At 71.2% G+C, this 323-nt stretch carries 1 pseudogene; it reads right to left on the bottom strand.

What is annotated here, in order from left to right:
* Positions 1 to 323, bottom strand: a pseudogene (locus ADL25_RS18010) (UDP-N-acetylglucosamine--N-acetylglucosamine transferase); the annotation flags it as partial.

A 323-nucleotide genomic window follows, 5' to 3' on the forward strand; every position in this document is an offset into this window, starting at 1 on the left:
CAGCCAGGTGGACGTCCACCCCGTCCGCCACCCACAGCGGATGCACGGAGAAGTCGGTCAGATAGGTCAGGACGGGGACCGTCAGCCGTCCGTCCAGCCTCAGATTGCCCAGCACGCGGCTGGCCCCGGGGTAGGTCGAGACGACCGCGCCAGTCCCAGGGGACAGGGCGTGGAGGACCCGTTCCTCGGCGACGCGCAGCAGCGCCCGCGCCACCGGGCCGCCGCCTCCGGCGCGCTCGGTGCTGGAGTAGATCCGCTGGTAAGCCCATGGCGCACGGACGAGCATCCGGTGGTAGATCTCCTGGACAGCCTGTCCGAGCCTC

The organism is Streptomyces sp. NRRL F-5122, from assembly GCF_001507435.1.
GTDB classification, from domain to species: Bacteria; Actinomycetota; Actinomycetes; order Streptomycetales; family Streptomycetaceae; genus Streptomyces; species Streptomyces lannensis.